Annotated in this window: 11 protein-coding genes; all 11 read left to right on the forward strand. The window is 50.7% G+C overall.

The window, feature by feature from the left end:
- The first annotated feature begins 156 nt into the window (after positions 1 to 156).
- The 11 genes from RB620_RS22195 to RB620_RS22245 all read left to right on the forward strand — a co-directional run bounded on the left by RB620_RS22195 (position 157) and on the right by RB620_RS22245 (position 16,253).
- Positions 157 to 2,154, forward strand: a complete 1,998-nt coding sequence (locus RB620_RS22195; protein ID WP_308098186.1) for a right-handed parallel beta-helix repeat-containing protein — start codon at positions 157 to 159, stop codon at positions 2,152 to 2,154.
- A gap of 15 nt (positions 2,155 to 2,169) precedes the next feature.
- The gene (locus RB620_RS22200) at positions 2,170 to 3,216 is read left to right on the forward strand and encodes a peptidylprolyl isomerase (RefSeq protein ID WP_308098188.1); all 1,047 of its coding nucleotides are present in this window, start codon (positions 2,170 to 2,172) and stop codon (positions 3,214 to 3,216) included.
- Positions 3,217 to 3,482: 266 nt separating this feature from the next.
- Positions 3,483 to 4,604 (forward strand): RNA-guided endonuclease InsQ/TnpB family protein, encoded by a 1,122-nt coding sequence (locus tag RB620_RS22205; protein WP_308098233.1) that lies wholly within the window; start codon positions 3,483 to 3,485, stop codon positions 4,602 to 4,604.
- A 153-nt stretch (positions 4,605 to 4,757) separates the two neighbouring features.
- The gene (locus RB620_RS22210; RefSeq protein WP_308098190.1) at positions 4,758 to 5,858 is read left to right on the forward strand and encodes a hypothetical protein; all 1,101 of its coding nucleotides are present in this window, start codon (positions 4,758 to 4,760) and stop codon (positions 5,856 to 5,858) included.
- Between the two features lie 45 nt (positions 5,859 to 5,903).
- Positions 5,904 to 7,295 carry a sulfatase family protein gene (locus RB620_RS22215; RefSeq protein WP_308098192.1) on the forward strand — a complete coding sequence of 464 codons (1,392 nt, stop codon included), beginning with the start codon at positions 5,904 to 5,906 and terminating at the stop codon, positions 7,293 to 7,295.
- Positions 7,296 to 7,536: 241 nt separating this feature from the next.
- On the forward strand, positions 7,537 to 8,478 hold the full coding sequence (locus RB620_RS22220; protein WP_308098195.1) for an ABC transporter permease: 942 nt from the start codon (positions 7,537 to 7,539) through the stop codon (positions 8,476 to 8,478).
- 26 nt (positions 8,479 to 8,504) lie between these two features.
- Positions 8,505 to 9,401, forward strand: coding sequence for a carbohydrate ABC transporter permease (locus RB620_RS22225; protein ID WP_308098197.1), 897 nt, complete (start codon positions 8,505 to 8,507; stop codon positions 9,399 to 9,401).
- A 68-nt stretch (positions 9,402 to 9,469) separates the two neighbouring features.
- Positions 9,470 to 11,104 (forward strand): extracellular solute-binding protein, encoded by a 1,635-nt coding sequence (locus RB620_RS22230; RefSeq protein ID WP_308098199.1) that lies wholly within the window; start codon positions 9,470 to 9,472, stop codon positions 11,102 to 11,104.
- Positions 11,105 to 11,355: 251 nt separating this feature from the next.
- Positions 11,356 to 13,101: a sensor histidine kinase gene (locus RB620_RS22235; protein WP_308098201.1), complete on the forward strand. Its 1,746-nt coding sequence runs from the start codon at positions 11,356 to 11,358 to the stop codon at positions 13,099 to 13,101.
- Between the two features lie 124 nt (positions 13,102 to 13,225).
- Positions 13,226 to 14,584: an ABC transporter substrate-binding protein gene (locus tag RB620_RS22240; RefSeq protein WP_308098203.1), complete on the forward strand. Its 1,359-nt coding sequence runs from the start codon at positions 13,226 to 13,228 to the stop codon at positions 14,582 to 14,584.
- Positions 14,556 to 16,253 carry a helix-turn-helix domain-containing protein gene (locus tag RB620_RS22245; protein WP_308098205.1) on the forward strand — a complete coding sequence of 566 codons (1,698 nt, stop codon included), beginning with the start codon at positions 14,556 to 14,558 and terminating at the stop codon, positions 16,251 to 16,253. Before RB620_RS22240 ends, RB620_RS22245 begins: the two co-directional genes overlap by 29 nt.
- The last annotated feature ends 163 nt before the right edge of the window (positions 16,254 to 16,416 follow it).

A 16,416-nucleotide genomic window follows, 5' to 3' on the forward strand; every position in this document is an offset into this window, starting at 1 on the left:
AAAAAAATAAGATAAATATGCGTAAAACTATGATTTCGAAAAAAAGTAAGCACTTTCATAATAATGAACAATGATTACACCATTTTATCTATACAATGCAAAGCTAATTATTCATTATAATATGGCTGAATATATGATGGAAGGGGTTGTAGGAAGATGTTGTTACCGGTAAAAAGTGGATTGAGCGCGTTGCTTGTGTTTGTGATGGTTTTGGCTGCATGGCCTGTAAGCGTTGCCAAAGTGCATGCGCAGAACGCGACGTATTATGTCGATTCGGTTGGCGGGAACGACGGCAATAATGGATTGTCCCAGAGTTCGGCATGGAAGACGCTTGCCAATGTGAATGCGGCGGTCTTCGGCCCGGGCGACCGGATCTTGTTCAAGGCCGGCGGCGTGTGGAACGGGGAGCTATGGCCGAAGGGCTCTGGCGCAAGCGGGAATCCGATCATAATCGATATGTACGGAACCGGCAGCAAGCCCGCGTTTGTGGGCAGTCAGACATCCAATCAGACGCTGAAGCTGTCCAATCAGGAGTATTGGGAGATCAACAACCTCGATATTTCCGCCAATTACAGCGATTCGTTCACGCGGCGCGGCATTTATGTCCATGCCAAGGATTTCGGCACGATAGATCACTTGTATTTCTACAATCTCGTCATTCATGACATATGGCCGAATATCCCTCACACGAACAACAATACAGCCAAGGATACCGGCGGCATGTTCTTCCAAATCGAGGGGGGAACGACGGTAACAAATTTCAACGACATTCGGATCGAAAACAACACGATTCGCGATTTGGACCGCGAAGCCATTACGCTGACTTGGACCTCTTGGTCGAACCGAACGGGAGAGACGGGCGGCTTGGGCCCATGGACGGGCAGTACGAACGTGGTTATCCGGAACAATTTCATGTCCAATATCGGCGGAGACGGCATCGTCGCGCAGGGGCTTCAATCGCCGCTGATCGAATACAACACGATCGACGGCTTCGGCTCCCGCAATTACAACGTCAGTTACAACGCCGGCATGTGGGCGTACTCTACGGATGACGCCGTGTTTCAATACAACGAAGCGTACAACGGGAAAACGACGAAGGACGGCATGGCGTGGGACGCCGACGCCAGAACGAACCGCACGTTGTTCCAATACAATTACAGCCATGACAACGAAGGCGGAGCGATGCTTTTCATCAGCTACGGAACGGAATATTCGCGCGACGCGGTCTACCGTTACAATATTAGCCAGAACGACCGCAACTATCTCATTACGGCGACGAACCCGATTAATGCAAGCTTGTATAATAACGTGTTCTACGTCAAAAGCGATATAACCGCCAGAATGTTCAATACGAACAGCGGCACGGCTTCGTTTAAAAACAATATTTTCTATTACATGGGCAATACGACGGCAAATAGCTGGGGAGTTTCCTATACCTACAGCAACAATACCTTCTTCGGCAATTTTTCTTCGACGCCTAACGACCCGAATAAGCTGACGACGGATCCGAAGTTCGTTAATCCCGGAACAGGAGGGATCGGACGAAGCACGCTGGCGGGTTATCAGCTGCAGAGCGATTCGCCTTCCGTCAACAGCGGCATTGCTGTTGGGGGCAACGGCGGACGCGACTTCTGGGGCAATCCGTTGTATGCGGGCAGCCCGGACCGCGGCATGCACGAGCACCCGGCGGGAACGGCAATGCCGACAAACGTTGCGGCCGGCAAGCCGGCGACCTCCAGCAGCTTTATCAACAATCCGGAACGCGTGACGGACGGAGTGACGAGCCCCGCAAGCAGCTACGCCGGATTGGATCAAGGTCTGCAGTGGACGAAGATCGATCTGGGAGCCGTCTATAATGTGAGCGAAGTCAAGCTGTGGAGATATTACGACGGAGGCAGAACGTATAAGGATGTCATCGTTCAGCTGTCGAATGACCCTAACTTCGCAAGCGGCGTGACGACCGTGTTCAACAACGACGGCAATAACAGCGCCGGCTTTGGAGTTGGAACGAATGCGGAGTATGCGGAGACGGCCTCCGGCAAGTCGATCGCCTTCGCTCCGGCTTTGGCCCGCTACGTAAGGATTTGGTCGAACGGCAGCTCAGTGAATGTCTGGAATCACCTCGTAGAAGCTCAAGTGATGGGTACACCCTAAGGAAGGGTGAACGAAATGAGAAAGTTTGCGATAGCTGCGGGAGCGATATGCCTGCTGGCGAGCATTGGATGGAGCATCGGATGGAGCATCGGATGGAGCATCAGGGGCAGCCATGCTGCACCCGATGCTCCCGTAGCAATCGTGGATGGACTGGAGGTATCGACGCAGGAGTTCAAAGCGGCAATGGCGCTGGAGCGAACGGCCGTCATTCAATCCTTCCAGTCGAAGAACGGCGCAGAGTACGGTAAAGGCTTCTGGCAGAAGGCGTATGACGGCGTCACGCCGCTGGACGTGCTCAAGGACAGAGCAATGGATGATATCGTGCGCATCAAGGTTCAGCAGGCGGAGTCGCTCCGGCATGGAATTGAAACGCCGGTCACGTACGAGCAGTTTCTGATCCAATGGAAGAAGGAGAACGAGCGCCGGAAGGAAGCGGTGCTGGCGGGCGAAGTGATCTACGGGCCCGTGGAATACAGCGAAGAGGATTATTACCGCCATATGCTCAGCAACTTGGTGATCGGGCTCAAGGGTGAACTCACGGCGGACGAACTGAATCCGAAGCCTTCCGAGATTGAAGCTTACTATGAGGCGAACCAGGATGTTCGGTTCAAAAAGCCGGATGCCATGACGATTCGCAAGGTTCTTATTCCTCATTCGGCGTCCTTGCAAGAGGAAGCGCGGGCTGCGGCGGAATCCGTTAGAGCCGCAGCCGAGCGGACCGGCTTATCGAAAGCGGCCGCCGAATGGGATCTGGAGCTGACGGAGCAGAGGTTCAGCGAAGCCACCGAAAGGAACGACCGAAAATATGATGCGGAATTGGCGGAGGCAGCGGAAGGGCTCGCGGTTGGTGAAATAAGCGGGATCGTCGCTTTGCCGGACGGTTATGCTCTTATGGAATGTCTGGAGCGGGAAGAAGGAGGCTATTATCCGTTAGAAGAAGCAACGGAGGATATCCGGTTTCTTCTGACGGATCTCAAATATGAGGAATGGCTGGAAAAAGCAGTGCAGGAAGCGGACTTGACCGCCTATGCGGAGGCGCTCGCGAAGATCGAGGCGGAATAAGCGGCGGCAAGCCGCAGCTATTGGCATTCCCCGCGCTGCCGGGGAATGCCTCTTCCTGCCTTAAGGCAGGCATGCATATAGGATTGAGAGAATGATATTGCAGAGTGGAGCGAAGAAAGATGAAAATTCATCACAATCGCCCAGGATACTCCCGTCTTCTGTAAGCGGGGGAGGAATGGGCGTCAGGCGTTAGCCTGAATGAGAATTTGTATGTTTTTGTTCTCCCTACTATGCTAAAATAAGGATAGAAAGGAGGCGAACATACGATCGTAACTGTAACGGCAAAAATAAAAATAAAACCGTCAGAAAGCCAAATCGAGGCGCTGTATCAGACGATGACCGCTTTTCGGCAAGGCTGCAATTTTGTCTCTGCCCTTGTGTTCGATACGAGAGAGCTCGGGCAGTCTGCCCTGCACCGAATGACGTATCATTCCCTTCGCAGCACGCTGGGTCTGCGCTCACAAATGGCCCAGTCGGTGATGAAAACCGCGATTGCCAGATACAAGACCCTTCGGAGTAACGGCCATGTCAGGACGTTGGTACGCTTTAAGAAACCGGAATATGATCTGGTCTGGCATCGGGATTATTCGTTGAACCTGGGCGCTCAACTGTTCTCTGTCAATACGTTGCAGGGCCGTATCAAGGTCCCTTTCGAAGCGAAAGGAATGGAAGCTTATTTCGACGGTTCTTGGACATTCGGGACAGCTAAGCTGGTCTGTAAAAAGCGGAAGTGGTATTTGCATATTCCCGTGTCGAAAGAAATAGCTGTCCCTGAGCGGATGGAGATCGAACAAGTCGTGGGCGTTGATCTGGGCATCAACTTTGTAGCCACAGCGTATGACAGTGATGGCCAAACCGTATTCTTTCGAGGAAGGCAGCTCAAACAAAAACGAGCGAACTACAAAAGGTTGCGTTCAGAGCTGCAACGCAAACAAACGCCGTCGTCCCGTCGCAGGCTGAAGCAAATCGGAGAACGAGAAAACCGCTGGATGACTGATGTGAATCATCAAGTTAGTAGGGCACTCGTGATCCGGTATGGGGCGAATACACTGTTTGTACTGGAGGATTTGACAGGGATTCGGGGGGCAACGGAAAGGGTCAGGCGAAAACATCGATATGTAACGGTATCGTGGGCGTTCCGCCAGCTTCGCGAGATGGTGACGTACAAGTCGCGGCTTGCGAAGGCGATGACCATTGCCGTAGATCCCAAGCACACCTCGCAAGCCTGTCCGGTATGCGGCCATACGGCAAAAGGAAATCGGGATAAACGGGGGCATCGATTCCGTTGCCTGGCCTGTGGCTATGAAAGTAATGATGACCGGATCGGTGCGATGAATCTCTGTCTGAAGGGAAAAGAGTACCTTCTTGAAGGTGCGGGCTTAGCATGACTAGGCTTGCAGGGTAGCTGTCAGTCTGCCCATCGGTAGGCGTATGCTTACCGAGGATGTAACATCACGTTCTTTGGAACGCCAAAAGATCGGAGTCGTAGAGACGTTTGTACGATCGGGTCGTTACAAGCTCCCACTTCAAACGATAGTTAAGTGGGGGTCATTGACGTAACAGGTTTAACGAATGATCAACGTCAAGCGCTGGCCGAAGCGGCGACCTGTTTACGGGCGGCATTGTCAGATGAGGGCATTCCCGTGCATTACGAAGAGGGAGACGGCGGAATCGCCGTTCAGTACGATGGACAAGCGGCGGTCGTCTCTTGCGGTGGAGGCTCCCAGTTTGTTCGCGCGTTCGGACTGACGGTAGAAGGCATCCGAAAAGGCGAGCCGTTCAGCGTGCAAGAGACGCCGTGGTACGATAATTTAGGCGTCATGATTGATTGCTCCCGCAACGCCGTCCTTCATATGGACGCGTTCCAATCGATCGTTCGGCGTCTCGCGCTTATGGGCTATACGACCCGACCTTGCAGCTGTGGGCGGAGTTCTGCTATAAGAACACGGGGGACGAAGCCGTGCTGCAGGAACGCTTCGCGACTTGCGCGGGCGGCGACTACGGAGATTTCCTCTCTCTGGATCTCGCCAACCTCGTGCCCGATAACCCTTCGCCCGGCCGAAGCATGGGCAATCAGGTGTCCAGGCAAATATTTGTTGTATCAGGACGTGTTGTACGGACTGTTCGACAAGCATGTGCAGCCGGCTGCCTATAAGGAGCATTACTACAGAAGCGCGGCGCTGCTGAAAGCGGCGGCAGGACGCAATCCGGAATGGCGCTCGCTCTTCGAGACGCAGGCTGCGCTTTGCAGACTGCTGGAGCTGAAGGCGACTGCAGGTATCGAGATTCGAGAGGCGTACCACAGCAGTGACAAAGAGGAGCTCGGTAATTTCGTGGATACGCTGCTGCCGGAACTAAAGGCAAGAGCCGAGCTCTTCGTAAACATGTATAAGAAGCAGTGGATGCAAGAGAACAAAATATTCGGCCTGGATGTATTCGATCTGCGAATGGGCGGGCTGCTGCAGCGAATCGAGACGGCGATCCATCGGATAGGCCAGTATGTACGCGGCGAGGTTCAGACCCTGGAAGAGCTGGATGAGCCGATCCTGACGTTCGACGCGAGGGAAGATGGCGAATCGAAAGTCATTAGCGTCGCCTTGTGGCATACAATTGCCACGCCTTCGGTTCTTGCGGGCATATAAAGCCGACAGTCATACCATTATCTATGAGAAGGAGATAGATTCAACATGAGAATACTTTATTTGGACTTGGATTCGCTTCGTCCCGATCATTTGGGCTGCTACGGCTATCATCGCAATACGTCGCCCAACATTGACCGCATAGCGGAGAAGGGCGTTACCTTCACCAACTATTATTGCTCCGATGCGCCGTGCATGCCTTCCCGGACTGCGCTTATGTCGGGCAGATTCGGGATTCATACCGGCGTTGCGGGCCATGGCGGAACCGCAGCGGATATGCGGCGGGACGGAGCGATCCGGGGCTTCGAGGATCGGCTGAAGCGGGAGACACTCCCATTTGCTTTGCGGGAAGCGGGCTATAAGACTGCGACGATCAGCACGTTCGCCGACCGGCATTCCGCATGGACGTTTAACGCCGGCTTCCATGAAGTTCATAACATCGGGGAAAACGGACTGGAATCGGCGCATCAAGTGCTCCCGACCGCGCTGAAGTGGCTGGAGGACAACGGCCAATCGGAGAAGTGGTTCCTGCATCTGAACTTCTGGGACCCTCATACGCCTTACCGGGTGCCGGATCCATACGGTCATCCGTTCGCGGATGAACCATTGCCGGAGTGGCTGTCGGAAGAGGTGTTCCAGTCCCATCTGCAGAAGGAGGGGCAGCATAGCCTTGCGGATATGAACGCGCTAGCGAAATCGCATTACAGCAAGTGGAGCAGGCACGGCAAGCAGATCGAATCCTACGAGGATATCCGTCTGATTATCGACAATTACGATTGCGCGATCCGCTACATGGATGAACATATCGGGCAAGTGCTGGCGCAGCTGGAGCGGCTTGGCGTCTTGGAAGAAACGGCTATTCTCATCAGCGCCGACCATGGGGAGAACATGGGCGAGCTTGGTATCTACTCCGAGCACGGCACGGCCGACCAGGGCACCTGCCGCATCCCGATGATCTTCAGCTGGCCGGGCGGCGCTCGAGGCGTGAGGAACGAAGGGCTGCATTACCATCTGGATCTGGCTCCAACGTTAGCCGCCCTAGTCGGCGCGAGACATCCGGAGCGCTGGGACGGCATCAGCTATGCGGACTGCATCTCCGGCGCATCCGACCAGGGCAGAGACTACCTCGTATTGACGCAATGCGCCCATGTCTGTCAGAGGAGCGTCCGATTCGGCGACTGGCTCTATATTCGGTCCTATCACGACGGCTATCACGGTTTCCCGAAGGAAATGCTGTTCAACCTGAAGGACGATCCTTACGAGCAGCATAATCTGGCAGAAGCGCGGCGCGATGTGTGCAAGGAGGCCGTCTATCTGCTTAATGATTGGCATGACGACATGATGGCGTCGATGGACTGCGATACCGATCCGTTATGGACGGTCATGAGAGAAGGCGGGCCGTTGCATGCGGAGAAGTATCGGAGCTGGAAAAATCAATAAAGGAGTAAAGCCGGCGTGTTATGCGCCGGCTTTTATTAATGCTTTTGAATCCCGATATGTACAAATCTATTGCACATATGTCGAATATTGTGATTGAAAATGAATGAAAGCACTTTCATAAGGGAGTCCACATAGAAGGCTGATTATGTCCATACTCCGCTCCCGCCGTCCCTTCTATACTTAAAAAGCGAACGGTTTTCCATGTATCTACGCAAAATTGCAAAACAAGGAGTGACATCAGATGCACAGCGAGGCAAACGTTCGGACGCCTAAGAAGAAGCTATGGAATACGATGCTTCAGTACAAATATTTCTACCTGATGGTGCTGCCGGTCCTGGTATGGTACGCCTTGTTCAGCTATGGCCCGATGTACGGCGTGACGCTGGCGTTCAAGACGTTCGATTACAGCGGGGGCATTCTAGGCAGTCCATGGATCGGCTTCGATCATTTCCAGAAGATTTGGACCGATACGGATTTCCATGCGGCGTTCAAAAACACGATCATTATCAGCTTGATGAAGCTGCTGATCAATTTTCCTACGCCGATCATTCTAGCCATTCTAATCCATGAATTTTCGAGGAAGACGGCCAAACGGTTTTTCCAGACGGTTCTTACGTTCCCGCACTTCATCTCTTGGGTCGTGCTGGCGGGCATCATTACCACCATCTTAAGCCGGGACGGCGTCGTGAACCAAATCATCATGTCTCTCGGCTTCGAGTCCATCGCGCCGCTGACGGATAAGGAATCCTTCCGGCCGCTCCTTTATATTACACATATGTGGAGGGAAATCGGATGGGACTCGATTATTTACCTGGCTGCGCTTGCGGGAATTAACCCCGAATTGTACGAAGCAGCCGAGATGGATGGTGCGAACCGATTCCAAAGACTGCTTCATATCGCATGGCCAGGCATGAGGAGCACCGTCGCGATCCTGCTTATTCTTCATGTTGGCCAACTTCTGACGCAAGGCGCAAGCTTCGAGCAAATCTTCAATCTGTACAGCTCGCCGGTCTATCGCGTGGCCGATGTCATCGACACCTATATCTACCGGACGTCGTTCCAAATCGGCGGAGACTTCGGTTACATGACGGCCGCCGGACTCATTAAGTCCGCCATCAGCCTTGTGCTTCTCGTTGTTGCAAACACGATCGTGAAGCGAATGGGTGAGGAAGGACTCTATTAATCTACGGCTAGGAGGTATTCATACAGATGAAGCTAACGCATGCGAAGAAGAGGAAAAGAATAAGCGCCTTCGATATCGCCGTATATTTCATACTTGGACTGTTGTCGCTCATTACGCTGTTCCCGTTCTATAACGTGCTCATCATTTCATTCGCCAAGTTCGAAGTCATCAGCCAGTTTAATCTCTACTTGCTGCCATTATCCTTCGACCTGACGGCTTACAAGGTGATCATGTCCGACGCGAAGTTCTGGAGCTCTTCAATCAATACGATCATCGTTACCATCGTTGGCGTATTGTTCAGCATGTCCATTTCGGTTGCGGGAGCATACGCGCTCTCCAAGAAAGGCATGCCAGGCAGGAACGGAATGCTGACGTTAATCCTGTTCACGATGTTCTTCAACGGCGGCCTTATTCCATTCTATCTCATTGTCAAGGAATTGGGGCTTGTCAACAATCTACTCGTCATGATTATCCCGGCGGGCCTGAACACGTTCTACTTGATTATTATGAAAAACTACTTTGGCACCCTGCCGGAAAGCCTTGAGGAATCCGCGAAGCTGGACGGTGCCAACGATTTGTATATTCTGTTCAAAATCATTCTGCCCATCTCCGCGCCGTTCATCGCTACTTTCGGCTTATTCTATGCGGTGGAGCGATGGAACGAGTGGTGGTACGCGCTTATCTTCATTAGCGACGCCTCCAAGACGCCGCTTCAGATTTATTTGAGGGAGACGCTCATCACAAGTAATGGTCTGCTGAACACGCTTGCTCTGCAAGCGGCGGAAAGCGACTCCAGCAAAGTGTACACGCCGGCTCTGCAGATGGCGACGATCGTCATCTCAAGCTTGCCCATCCTTATGGTATATCCCTTCTTGCAGAAACACTTTGCCAAAGGGATACTGGTAGGTTCCATTAAAGGATAAGGAAATTCATATAGATGCTTGTCCTATCCTAATAAAAGCTTCACAATGACAAAAGGGAGGATTCAACGATGAAAGGTTCTAAGAAGTATGGCATTATCTTGGCATGTCTGGCTCTGATCGCCTGCTTGCTTGCGGCTTGCAGCGGCAACGGAAATGAGAAGCCGGCAGAGAGCGAGGCGCCGGCAGCGACGAATTCGGGTACGTCCGGCGAGGACAATCCTTACAGCGAGCCGATGGAAATCTCGGTTGCTATCTGGGATGTGGAAGCAGCAGTCGCAGAGATCAAGAATGACCCGATCGTGCAGGAGATTCTGAAAAAATTCAATATTACGATTAAGCCGGTCAACACGACCTGGGACGACTATGGCCAGAAGATTCAGATGTGGGCCGCATCCGGACAACTGCCGGACGTATTCGCTATCGACGCAATCGGCACGCAATATCAGCGCAAGTGGGTGGAGCAAGGCGTAGTCGCTCCGCTGCCGGACCTTGCAAAGTATCCGAATCTGGCGAAATACTTCGAGGCACCGGACATTGCGGGGCTGGCTGTGGACGGCAAGCAATATACGATTCCGAGAAGGATGTTCCCGAGCGTAGACTGGAGCGCGCTTGACCGCGTCGTCTACTATCGTTGGGACTTGGCGCAGGCGGCCGGCATTACGAAAGAGCCTGAGACTTGGGACGAGTTCAAGGCGATGCTGGACGCAATCGTGAAGGCCGATCCAGAAGGCAAAAAGATTACAGGTTTGACGGCTTCGCAAGTGAAGATGATCGGCGGTCTGTTCTGGCTGTACGGCAACCCGGTTGCGACAAGCGACGGCAGCGGAGCCGATTTCAAATGGATCAAGGAAGACGGCAAGTTTATTCCAGCCGTATTCTCCAAGAACGCTCTGCCTGCTCTTCAAAACATGAAAGAAATGTTCGACAAAAATCTAATTGATCCGGACATTGCGCTTACTAGCCCGGAGCTTGCTTACGATAAATTCGGATCGGGTAAATCCGCGGCCATCCTTGCAGGCGGAGGATTCCTTAACCTGGACAATGCGATCAATACCAAGCGCTGGGTGAACAGCTATCCCGATAAGGATATTTCGGAACATGTAAAAGTATTGAAGCCTCTGGCAGGTCCCGACGGTGAACGTCATCATGCGATTTTTAAGACGTATTGGTCGGAAAGCTACTTCAGCGGAAAGATCGATCCGAAGAAACTGGACCGCATCTTGGCGCTGTACGACTATGTACTGTCGCCTGAGGGCAAGGCTCTTATCAACTTCGGCAAGGAAGGCATCGACTACAAAGTAGAAGGCGACCAGAAAGTGATTCTGGACAAGACGCCGCATCTTGAAAAATACCCTGCCACCGGTTTCCTAAGAGATCTGGTTGCCTATGAAACGGCAGACAGATACGAAATGAACAACCCGGCAATTGCCCATGAAGGACTCAGACAAGACGCAGTGGACTACATCGACTGGATTCTGAACAATACGAAGGTGCCGGATTACGACATCCGCTTGACTTACATGTCGACTCCGACCAAAGACAGCTTCACGGTCTTCGACCATGACGATTTGCTGAATGTGATGCTGTCGAAGGATCCCGTTGAGAAAACTTGGCAGAAGATCGTTGACGACTACAAGTCCAAGGGTCTTGACAAGATGATTGAAGAAGTAAACGCGAAGGCGAAAGAGCAAGGCATCGAGTAATGATGAAGCAGGCCATTCAAGGAGGATTTATCTTCCTGAATGGCCTGCTTTTGTTATTTATTCGACAAAAAGATAAAATTAGCTCGAATGATGTAATTAATTGTCGTTATTTTTTAAAGAATAATGATGTTATCAATAAATTATATGTATTATTTTAAGATAAAAAAGGTTTTAAAGAGTAAAAGTATAATTTAATGCTTAGGTTCTCTCCATCTCTCCCATAAGGAGCACATATGCAGAAGAATATGCGGATGTCGACCATGTTAAGGTTATTTTTTATTCTGGTAGTCCTCATACCGGTCATCTTAATCTGTTACATCATCCTGCGCATCTACGAGCGGGATATTCTTCAGCAGAATAAAGAAAGATCTCTGCAAACCTCGGAGGCGCTCGCCTATTCCGTTAGTCAGGAAATAAGCCGCATGTCGGGCTTGTTTGCTTCCATCGGAGTCGATCGGGATGTGTTCGAGGCTGTGTCCGACATTCATTATTCTTCAGGAGTTGCCAAACAAGAAGCCAGCTACAAGCTTAAGGTTCTGATCGAGAAATATACGGCGTCCGTCTCTGGCCGCGTACTGTCGGTTAACTTCTTCTTTGACAACGATCAGTCGTACTCCTATTTAAAAAACGTAATGAGCGATGAAATCAGCATCCGCAACGAAAGCTGGTACTTGGATACCCTACAATCAAAGGGCAGCGTGCGGTTTCTGGGCATGATTCCCAATGTGCTGTACGGAAATTACAATCTGTATTTGACGGCGGCTGCTTTCTCGCCGCATGAGCTGCATTCCTTCCCTTCACTCGAAATGATATTGTTCACCTTCGAAAGCGGCGCTTTCGATCACATCCTGCAGTCGCGCGACAATTCGGAAGCGATTCTGCACATCGTAAGCGAAGATCGTCAAATTATTGCATCGAATACGATCGTGGATCGGGGCAGCTTAATAACGAGCAGTTGGATTTCGAGCATAAGCCAAGCGGACAAGGGCTCCTACGTAGACGTTGTAAATGGCGTAAAACATTTGATCACTTATGCCAGAGTCGAGGATACAGATTGGCGCATCGTGCAGATGATTCCTCTCAACGACCTCATGGCGCAGTACAAAAACGTCAATTCCTATGTATGGGTAATGGCTGTTGTGATCATTCTGGCCTCTGTGCTGATAACCTTCTATTTTGTATCGAACGTAACAAAGCCGTTAAGTGAATTGCTTCGGCAAATCGTACGCGTGACAGGAGGAGACTTGACCGCGAGATATGCCGGTGCGGGCAGCCTGGAAATGGTGAGGTTAGGTCATTCCTTCAATCTCATGACGGAGCAGGTGAAAGGACTGCTGGAGCAGCATGAGCAACAGGAGATCGAGAAACGGAAAGCGGAATTTTCCGCGCTTCAGTCGCAGATTAACCCGCATTTCTTGATCAATACTTTAAATGCCATCAAGTTCATGGCCTTGATCAGCAAAGCGGACAATATCCGCAATATGACACATGCCTTGACCCGCATGCTGGCCTCGTCCTTTAATCGCGGCGGTCTGCTGATTACGATCGAGGAAGAAATCGATCTTCTGAAACATTATTTATACATTATGGAAATTCGATTTGGCAGGCCCATCGAGACGGATTGGGATATCGACCCGACCGTTAGCCCCTATTATTTGCTAAAGCTGCTGCTGCAGCCTATCTTGGAGAACAGCATTATTCATGGACTCAAGGATGTGGATTATCAGGCGAAAATCCAAATCGCGATACACCGCATGGACCAAGATTTACTCATCACCATCGCAGATAACGGCGTGGGCATGCCGGAGGACTTAGTCGCTGAGCCGGAAGGAAAGCGGCCGCTCTATTCGTTCAGCGGGATGGGCAACACGAATGTGCATAATCGAATTCAGCTGCATTACGGCCATCCATTCGGACTTCATTATGAACCGAATTGGCCCCATGGAACAAGGGTAACGATCCGTCTGCCGATTATTACCGAACCGGACGAGAGATAGCATTTGTCGATTTCATGTCATAAATAATCAAGAACGAACCAAAAACGTCATATTGTTCTGTTTCCGTTCCATGTATGATGAGATTCATATTTTGCAAATTCATACATTTTTGAGGGAGGAACAAATGAGGGGAAGAAGGGGGAAACTTATCGCAATCGCGTTTATCCTTTTCGTCTTAGGATGTGCTGCAAGCTCCATGCTTGGGGACAATCTCGTTTGGAATGAACGTTATAATGCAATGACCAGCGAATCGATCCGCAAGCCTAACCATAATCAACCGATCAAAATGAAATTCGGGATATGGGAATCGAAGACGGACATCGAATTTTGGACAAAAAAAGTAAAACAATATTCCTTAATCAAACCAAATGTAACGGTTGAAGTGGAGACGATACCGGATAACAGCGGACAGTACCTCAAGGTTAGATTAGCCGCCAATGATTTGCCCGATCTGTTTTATTTGAAATCAGGCCATTTGCCTATCTATAAGGAGGCTGTCCTGCCGCTGAACGATCTGAATGCGACGCAGAGGAATAAATTCCCTGCCACAATGGACGGCGATGTTATCGGACTGCCTCTTGTCTCGTATTCGGAGTATGTTTATTACCATCCTAGCATTTTTGAAGAGGTAGGCGTCGAAATTCCGCGAACGCTCGACGAATTCATGGATGTGCTGGAGAGAATCAAGGCGTACGGCAAATATGTTCCTATTGCAATCGGCGGCAAGGACGAGTGGACGTTCTACCCATTCATGGAGTTCGGTCCGGCCGTTCTGGCACGGGATGTGAATTATTTGTCCCGTATTGCGGGTATGGAGAAGCCATTCGGGGCCGGCTCGACATTCGAGAGATCCGCAACATTGCTCAGAGAAATATCAGAAAACGAATTGGCGGGTCCCGAAGCGCTAAGCATCGGCTATGACCAGGCAACGCAGTTGTTCCAATCCGGCCAAGCGGCAATGATTGCCCTCGGACAATGGTATTACTCGGAGCATCAATCGAAAGTGAACTATGATGACGATTTGGATGCATTTGCGTTTCCCTGGAGGGAATCGGTAACCGAACAGATTTATTCGGCGACCATGCAGGATCACTACATGGCTATTAACAAAAATACCAAACATACGGATGAAGCCATCGCCTTTCTGGAATGGGTGTTCAGCCCTGAAGTTTATCAAACCTACATTAACAACACGCAGAATACTTCTACGCTGATCGATGTAGATTCCACCCTTCCTTTTTTTGCGCAAGCAAAAAGCAAGCATCCCTTCGTACCTTTTCTCTATAACGGATTGGACGAGAAATTCGTCCGGATCAAAAATGCGGCTCAATATGATGAGAAGAAAAGCGGGCAGGAATTATTCGCAGGCGCCAAAGTAAGCGACATTCAGAACAGATTGAATGACAACTGGACAAAGGCAGTTCAATCCATAGATGATGCAGGAGGCGAATTGGATGGCGAAATTCCAAGCTCTCATCGTTGATGACGAACCACTAGCCAGATTAGCACTGCGGGAATATATCTCATTGACAAGGACCGACATTGAAATCTCGGGCGAAGCAGGAGACGGCGTAGAAGCAATGGCTTTCCTAAGAGAACGTCAGGATATCGACATCATCCTGGCCGATATCCAGATGCCGCGAATGAACGGGGTGGAGCTGCTTACGGCGGTTCGTGACGCGGCATTTCCACGGCAGCCGCTCGTCATCATGCTCAGCGCATACAGCGACTACGCTTATGTAAGAGACTCCTTCGTACTCGGCGCGTTCGATTATATGCTGAAAGCGAAGCTGGATGAGGCCTATATAACCCCCGTCCTGCAGAAGACGGTGGACGAGTTGCGTCGAAGGCAAAGCGCCAGGGCGGAGACCCTCCCATCCGATGCGGAAGAAGAAGAAGAAGAAGCGATATGCGCGATCCTGCATCGCCTTTCGGTGTCCCAGGATGCCATGCAAGCGAATGCGGAGCAAAAGGCGGATTGGAATCGGAGCTTGGATATCGTCCGCATGCACGTGGGAGAGAAAAATCAAGAGGTTGCATTCATCAGGCTTTCGAAAGCGGTTTCATTCGAGGATACGCATCGTTTGATTCTTCAAACGATACGAAGTGTAACAAATAAAGAGAGGAGCGAAGGAATATGCCATGTTTGTCGTTACGATGATCGCCATTACACGATATTTTTTACTTTTCCCGAGCAGTGCAGCACAGTGGTTATTCGAAGACTGACGCATACGGTGTTGACGGATGTTCAAATCAGGCTGCGCCAGTTTTTGAATATCCGGCTCTCCATCGGGATCAGCGATATTGCAAATGGAATGATGCAATGGAACCGCCTCTTCCAGCAGGCCAAACGACTGTCGGTCCTCAGTTACTTCAATGGCTACGATCATCTCTATTATCCCGAAGCGGATCGACAAACAGGCGTGCCGGCCGACAAGCATGATCATGGGAAGGACAAATGGAATACATTCAAGACAGAGCTGCTCAAAGCATTGACAGCGGCGGATGATTCGCCTTATAAGCAGCTGCTCGGGCAAGGGTTCGCCTTGCTCGTAGAGCGCTATCCGTCTTCTCCCGTACCTATTAAATCGGAATTGAGCGAGATGATTTGGGAAGCGGGGTCTCTCATCTCGCGTAACGGCATCTCATGGGAGGATATCCATGCGATATTCCCTCATCCGGCCGAGCAGGTTCGCCACCTGGAGACCTGGGAAGAGACAGTCCAGTGGGTGGAGCAGTTTCTGGAGCTGCTCCATGAGAAGCTGCACCCTGTCAGCCAATGCAGGGCGACATGGCTTAGTCCGGTTGTGGCTAAGGCAAAGGCTATCATTGAAAAGCATTACGATGAAGAAATATTATTGTCTACCATTAGCGAAATGGTGGGGGTTAGCGAAAGCTACCTTAGCAAACAATTCGCGAAGGAAACCGGAATCAATTTTATCCCCTACTTAACCAATCTACGAATTGAGAAAGCGAAACAAGCCCTTGAGAACGGGCTGAAAATATATGATGTGGCCGAAAAAGTAGGGTACGTCAACCCAGAGCATTTCAGTCGAATATTCAAAAAAGTGACAGGAGTCAGCCCGATCGCTTACCGCAAGGAATACGAAAGACGTATAGGAGCAAATTCGTACATGCTGCAGGATGCTTAGGACAAAAATGATCAATTCCAGATCAAAAATAATCATTCGTATCGTGCAACATGATTTGTATGATAAATAGGCACCTAACACGTGTACCCTCGCTTTCCTTCGGGATAGAGAGGGTACACGCACTTTTTGCAGGTCAAATCCGATTTTGATTCTATCAAAATTG

Source organism: Paenibacillus sp. LHD-117, assembly GCF_030929555.1.
Taxonomy (GTDB): domain Bacteria; phylum Bacillota; class Bacilli; order Paenibacillales; family Paenibacillaceae; genus Pristimantibacillus.